The 6,000-nt window shown below is 74.5% G+C and carries 5 protein-coding genes; 1 reads left to right on the forward strand and 4 read right to left on the reverse strand.

Annotated features, from left to right (window positions below; translation table 11 throughout):
• Positions 1-187: 187 nt before the first annotated feature.
• The 3 genes from ilvD to OSB71_RS13200 all read right to left on the reverse strand — a co-directional run bounded on the left by ilvD (position 188) and on the right by OSB71_RS13200 (position 4,017).
• The gene (ilvD, locus tag OSB71_RS13190) at positions 188-2,029 is read right to left on the reverse strand and encodes a dihydroxy-acid dehydratase (protein WP_265947832.1); all 1,842 of its coding nucleotides are present in this window, start codon (positions 2,027-2,029) and stop codon (positions 188-190) included.
• A gap of 181 nt (positions 2,030-2,210) precedes the next feature.
• Positions 2,211-3,038 carry a sugar phosphate isomerase/epimerase family protein gene (locus tag OSB71_RS13195; RefSeq protein ID WP_416237254.1) on the reverse strand — a complete coding sequence of 276 codons (828 nt, stop codon included), beginning with the start codon at positions 3,036-3,038 and terminating at the stop codon, positions 2,211-2,213.
• A 46-nt stretch (positions 3,039-3,084) separates the two neighbouring features.
• Positions 3,085-4,017, reverse strand: coding sequence for a Ppx/GppA family phosphatase (locus tag OSB71_RS13200; RefSeq protein WP_265947835.1), 933 nt, complete (start codon positions 4,015-4,017; stop codon positions 3,085-3,087).
• Between the two features lie 62 nt (positions 4,018-4,079).
• Here OSB71_RS13200 and OSB71_RS13205 point away from each other — a divergent pair, with 62 nt between their 5' ends.
• Complete coding sequence (locus OSB71_RS13205) at positions 4,080-4,964, forward strand: DUF3109 family protein (protein WP_265947837.1); 885 nt, start codon at positions 4,080-4,082, stop codon at positions 4,962-4,964.
• Between the two features lie 139 nt (positions 4,965-5,103).
• On the opposite strand, the gene OSB71_RS13210 is transcribed toward OSB71_RS13205, so the two are convergent.
• Positions 5,104-6,000 (reverse strand): S8 family serine peptidase (locus OSB71_RS13210; RefSeq protein WP_265947839.1); only part of this gene is annotated, 897 nt, incomplete at its 5' end.

A 6,000-nucleotide genomic window follows, 5' to 3' on the forward strand; every position in this document is an offset into this window, starting at 1 on the left:
CGGCGTCCCGGCGACGCGTCCCGGCGACGCGGCCCGGCGGCGTCCCGGCGACGCGGCCCGGCGGCGTCCCGGCGACGCGGCCCGGCGGCGTCCCGGCGGCGCGGCCCGGCGGCGCCCTCTGTGGCGCGGCACGAGTGCCGAGAGGGGCGAGGGGCCGCCCGGGGCGGGCGGCCACCGGCCCCGGCGCTCAGCCCAGCTTCGAGACGTCGCGGACGGCGCCCCGGTCCGCGGAGGTGGCCATGGCGGCGTAGGCGCGCAGGGCCTGGCTCACCTTGCGGTCGCGGGACTTCGGCGCGTACACCCCGCCCAGCTCCGCGCGGCGGGCGGCCAGCTCCGCGTCCGGCACCTTGAGCTCGATGCGGCGGTTCGGGATGTCGATGGCGATGCGGTCGCCGTCCCGGACGAGGGCGATGGTGCCGCCGGCTGCCGCCTCGGGGGAGGCGTGGCCGATCGACAGGCCCGAGGTGCCGCCGGAGAAGCGCCCGTCGGTGACCAGCGCGCACTTGGCGCCCAGGCCGCGCCCCTTGAGGAACGCCGTCGGGTAGAGCATCTCCTGCATGCCCGGACCGCCCTTGGGACCCTCGTAGCGGACGACGACGACGTCGCCCTCGGTCACCCGCTTGGTCAGGATCGCGTCGACGGCGTCCTCCTGGGACTCCACGACCACGGCCGGGCCCTCGAAGGTCCAGATGGACTCGTCCACCCCGGCCGTCTTCACCACGCAGCCGTCCTCGGCCAGATTGCCGTAGAGCACGGCCAGGCCGCCGTCGGCGGAGTAGGCGTGGGCGGCGTCGCGGATGCAGCCCCCGGCCGCGTCGGTGTCCAGCGTGTCCCACTGCTCGGACTGGGAGAACGCGGTGGCCGAGCGGACGCAGCCGGGCGCGGCGTAGAACATCTCGGTGGCCTCCGGGGAGGGCGCGCCGCCGCGGATGTCCCACTGCTTGAGCCAGTCGGCCAGCGACGGGCTGTGCACGGCGTGGACGTCCTCGTGCAGGTGCCCGGCGCGCTGGAGCTCGCCCAGGATGGCCGGGATGCCGCCCGCGCGGTGCACGTCCTCCATGTGGTAGCTGCCGTTGGGCGCGACCTTGCAGACGCAGGGCACGCGGCGGGAGACGGCGTCGATGTCGGCCATCGTGAAGTCGAGCCCGGCCTCCTGGGCGGCGGCCAGCAGGTGCAGCACGGTGTTCGTGGAGCCGCCCATGGCGACGTCGAGGGCCATGGCGTTCTCGAACGCGGCGCGCGAGGCGACGGCGCGGGGCAGCACGGTGGCGTCGTCCTCCTCGTAGTAGCGCCGGGCGATGTCCACCACCGTGCGGCCCGCGGCCTCGTACAGCTCCTTGCGGGCGGTGTGGGTGGCCAGCACGGAGCCGTTGCCGGGCAGGGCCAGGCCGAGGGCTTCGGTGAGGCAGTTCATGGAGTTCGCGGTGAACATGCCCGAGCAGGAGCCGCAGGTGGGGCAGGCGGCTTCCTCGATGCGCTCGAGGTCCTCGTCGGAGACGGTGTCGCTGACGGCCTCGGACATGGCGTGCACCAGGTCCAGGTTGGTGCGCACGGTGCCGTCGACCAGCGTCGTCTTGCCGGCCTCCATCGGGCCGCCCGAGACGAAGACGACCGGGATGTCCAGCCGCAGCGCGGCCATCAGCATGCCGGGGGTGATCTTGTCGCAGTTGGAGACGCACACCAGCGCGTCCGCGCAGTGCGCCTCGGTCATGTACTCCACGGAGTCGGCGATCAGGTCCCGGGAGGGCAGGGAGTACAGCATGCCGCCGTGGCCCATGGCGATGCCGTCGTCGACGGCGATGGTGTTGAACTCGCGCGGGATGCCGCCCGCCGCCTTGATCGCCTCGGAGACGATGCGGCCGACGGGCTGGAGGTGGGTGTGCCCGGGCACGAACTCGGTGAAGCTGTTGGCCACGGCGATGATCGGCTTGCCGAAGTCCTCGCGGGCTACGCCGGCGGCGCGCAGGAGGGCGCGGGCGCCCGCCATGTTGCGGCCGTGGGTGACGGTGCGGGACCTCAGCTCGGGCATGGTGCGCTCCCTGGTCTGTGACGGGTGCTTTCCGTGAGTCTTCGAGCGTACGCCGCCGCGCTCATGATCCGGACGTGACCTCCGCATGGTGAGACGCCCGGCGCGGGCGCCCCGGGTCTCGGGGGCGCGGGGCGCGGGGCGTGCCCTGGCGCACCCCGGGCCGTCAGGCGGGCCGGGGGCGTCAGGCGGGCCGGGGCGCGTGCAGGTGGCGCCGGGTGTAGGCGAGCGCCTCGGCGAGATCCGCCTCGCGTTCGGCGGACGACATGGCGCGGCGCGTGTTGACCTCCACCACCACGTGCCCCTCGAACCCCGTCGCCGCCAGGCGGGTCAGCACCTCGGCGCACGGCTGGCTGCCCCGGCCGGGCACCAGGTGCTCGTCCTTCGCCGAGCCGTTGCCGTCGGCGATGTGCACGTGGCCGAGCCGGTCCCCCATCCGGTCCAGCATGGCCAGGGTGTCGGTGCGGGCCGTCGCGGTGTGCGAGAGGTCGATGGTGAAGTGCCGGAAGTCCTCCTCGGTGGGGTCCCAGCCGGGCGCGTACGCCTGCATCTCGCGGTCGCGGTAGCGCCAGGGGAACATGTTCTCCACCGCGAACCGCACGTCCGTCTCGTGCGCCATGCGCCACACGCCCTCGACGAAGGCGCGCGCGTAGGAGCGCTGCCAGCGGAAGGGCGGGTGGACGACGACGGTGTCCGCGCCGAGCCGCTCGGCGGCGGCCCGCGCCCGGGTGAGCTTCGCCCACGGGTCGGTGGACCACACCCGCTGGGTGATCAGCAGGCAGGGCGCGTGCACGGCCAGCACCGGCACGCCGTGCTGGTCGGCCAGGCGGCGCAGGGCCTCGACGTCCTGGCTGACCGGGTCCGTCCACACCATGACCTCGACGCCGTCGTAGCCCAGGCGCCCGGCCATCTCGAACGCGGTCGCCGTCGTCTCCGGGTACACCGACGCCGTCGACAGCGCGACCTTCGGCGGACGCACGCGCTCTCGGCGCGCCCGTGGGTCTGCGATCACGCGCACCAGGGTACGAAACGTCGCGCGGAGGACCCCGTGACGCGTCTCACGCCGAGCGCAGGTGGTCCAGGCGGCGCAGGATCACGCCCTCGCGCAGCGCCCACGGGCAGATCTCCAGCGCGCGGACGCCGAACAGGTCCATCGCCGCCTCCGCGACCAGCGCCCCGGCCACCAGTTGCGGGGCCCGGCCCGCGGAGACGCCGGGCAGCTCGGCGCGCTGCCCGGTGGGCAGGGCGGCGAGCTCGGGCACCCACTCCCGCAGCGCGTCGAGGGGCAGCTCACGCTGCACGTACAGGCCCTCACCGCTGCGCGCGGCCCCGCACAGCCGCGCGAGCTGCTTGAACGTCTTGGACGTCGCCACCGCGTGGTCCGGCGGCCCCAGGCGGCTGAAGGTGCCCACGACCCGGGCGATCCCGGTGCGCACCTCGCGGCGCAGGGCGCGCACGTCCCTCGGGTCCGGCGGGTCGCCGGGCAGGTGGCGGCCGGTGAGGCGGCCCGCGCCGAGCGGCAGCGACACCGCGGCGTCCGGGGCCTCGTCGTCACCGCAGGCGATCTCCAGCGAGCCACCGCCGATGTCGAAGACGAGCAGCCGCCCGGCGGACCAGCCGAACCAGCGGCGGGCGGCCAGGAACGTGAGCCGCGCCTCGTCGGCACCGGAGAGCACCTGGAGCGTGACGCCGGTCTCGGCGGCGACGCGGGCCAGGACGGCGGCCCCGTTGGGCGCCTCGCGCACGGCGGAGGTGGCGAAGGGCAGCAGGTCCTCCACGCCGTTGTCCTCGGCGACCTCCAGCGCCTCGCGGACGGTGGCGACCAGCCGGTCCACGCCGTCGCCGGTGATCGCGCCGTCCGCGTCCAGCAGTTCGGCCAGGCGCAGGTCCGCCTTGTGCGAGAAGGCCGGAAGGGGCCGGGCACCCCCGTGCGCGTCCACCACCAGGAGGTGCACCGTGTTCGAACCCACATCGAGGACACCGAGTCTCATGGGGGAGAACGCTAACGCGCCACGTCGCCGCCGCGTCCCCGGCGGCCCTTACCCTGGGAGGCGTGGGCACGACGAACGCGGCCAAGCCGGGCAAAACCCGGCCGAGCGGGCCGAACACCAACCGGAACGTCGGGGGCGAGGCCCGTCGCGCGGCGGGCGAGGAGGTCGACCTCGACCACGCCCGGGCCTGGGTGGAGTTCCCCGACCCGGCCGACGCCGACCAGTTCTTCCGGTGCGACCTGACCTGGCTCACCTCGCGCTGGGGCTGCGTCTTCGGTCAGGGGTGCCAGGGCATCCAGGCGGGCCGCGCCGGCGACGGCTGCTGCACCCTGGGCGCACACTTCTCCGACGAGGACGACGAGCGCCGCGTCGCCGAGCACGCCGCCCGGCTGACGCCGGACACCTGGCAGTTCCACGACGTCGGCACCCGCACGGGCTGGGTGGAGACCGACGAGGACGGCGAGCGCAAGACGCGGCGCTACGGCGGGGCCTGCGTCTTCAACAACCGGCCCGGCTTCGCCGGCGGCGCCGGGTGCGCGCTGCACCTGCTCGCCCTGCGCGAGGGGCGCGAGCCGCTGGAGACCAAGCCGGACGTCTGCTGGCAGCTCCCGGTCCGGCGCACCTACGACTGGGTGGAGCTGCCCGACGGCGAGCAGCGGCTGCGGGTGTCCATCGGCGAGTACGACCGCCGGGGCTGGGGCTCGGGCGGTCACGACCTGCACTGGTGGTGCACCGGCGCCCCGTCCGCGCACGGCGCCGGGGAGCCGGTGTACGTCTCCTACCGGGCCGAGCTGGTCGAGCTGATGGGCGAGGCGGGCTACGACCGGCTGGTGGAGCTGTGCGAGCGGCGCCTGGCCTCGACGCTGCCACTGCTGGCCCCGCACCCGGCGGACCCGGAACCGGACGGACCGGAACCGGACGGACCGGCGGCGGAGCCGCACGGCTGACGCGCCCGGTCGGCCCGCGCCACCGGCGCTCCCCCGCCGGCGCACGCGCGCCCGGCCCCACGGCACGTGGTGCCGTGGGGCCGGGATCGACACGGTGGGCACGGTGGGCGCGGTGGCCCCCGTCAGCGCACCGGGTGCGTCAGAACTGGAGCGACCAGGCGTCGATCTTGCCGCTGTCGTACCAGTAGTTGTCGGTGACGCGGAGCTTCCAGGTGCCGTTGGCGGCCACGCCGGAGGCGTTGACCGTGTAGGTCTGGTTGATGTTGTCCGCGCTGCCGCCGGCGCCGAAGTCCTTCAGGACGGCCGAGGCGCCGTTCGGGGCGACGATCTCCACCTTCAGGTCACCGATGTAGGTGTGCTTGATGTCGACCGCGACCTTCAGGTCGGACGGGCCGTTGCCGGACATCCCGCTGACGGCGATCGGCGACTCGACGGTGCGGTTGTCGTAGATCGTGACGTCGTTGGTGTTCTCGAAGTAGCCCTCACCCGGCTCCGGGTCGGGCGGGTTGCCCGGGTCGCCCTCGCCCACCTGGAGCAGCTTGTTCGGCGCACCGGTGGGGTTGCTGATCTTGCCGGTGACGGCGGCCGAGTCGAGCGCGGAGCCCACCTGCGTCGGCGAGGCGGACGGGTTCTCCCCGAGCACCAGCGCCGCGGCGCCGGCGACGTGCGGCGAGGCCATCGAGGTGCCGGAGATGGTCCGGGTGGCCGACCTGCTGCCGATCCACGCCGAGGTGATGTCCGAGCCCGGCGCGAAGATGTCCACCACGCTGCCGTAGTTGGAGAACGAGGAGCGCGCGTCGGTCCGCGTGCTCGACGCCACCGTCAGCGCCTGCGACACGCGCGCCGGCGAGTAGTTGGACGCGTTGGCGTTGTCGTTGCCGGCCGCCACCGCGTAGGTGATGCCGGAGGCTATGGAGTTGCGCACGGCCTGGTCGAGCGCGGAGTTCGCGCCGCCGCCCAGGCTCATGTTGGCCACCGACGGACCGCTGGCGTTCTCCGTCACCCACTCGACGCCCGCGATGACGCCGGAGTTGGA

Source organism: Streptomyces marinisediminis, from assembly GCF_026262575.1.
GTDB lineage: Bacteria > Actinomycetota > Actinomycetes > Streptomycetales > Streptomycetaceae > Streptomyces > Streptomyces marinisediminis.

Excerpts from the sequence above, each read along its gene's own strand:
- ilvD (WP_265947832.1), bottom strand. The coding sequence starts at position 2,029 with ATGCCCGAGCTGAGGTCCCGCACCGTCACCCACGGCCGCAACATGGCG.
- OSB71_RS13200 (WP_265947835.1), bottom strand. The coding sequence starts at position 4,017 with ATGAGACTCGGTGTCCTCGATGTGGGTTCGAACACGGTGCACCTCCTG.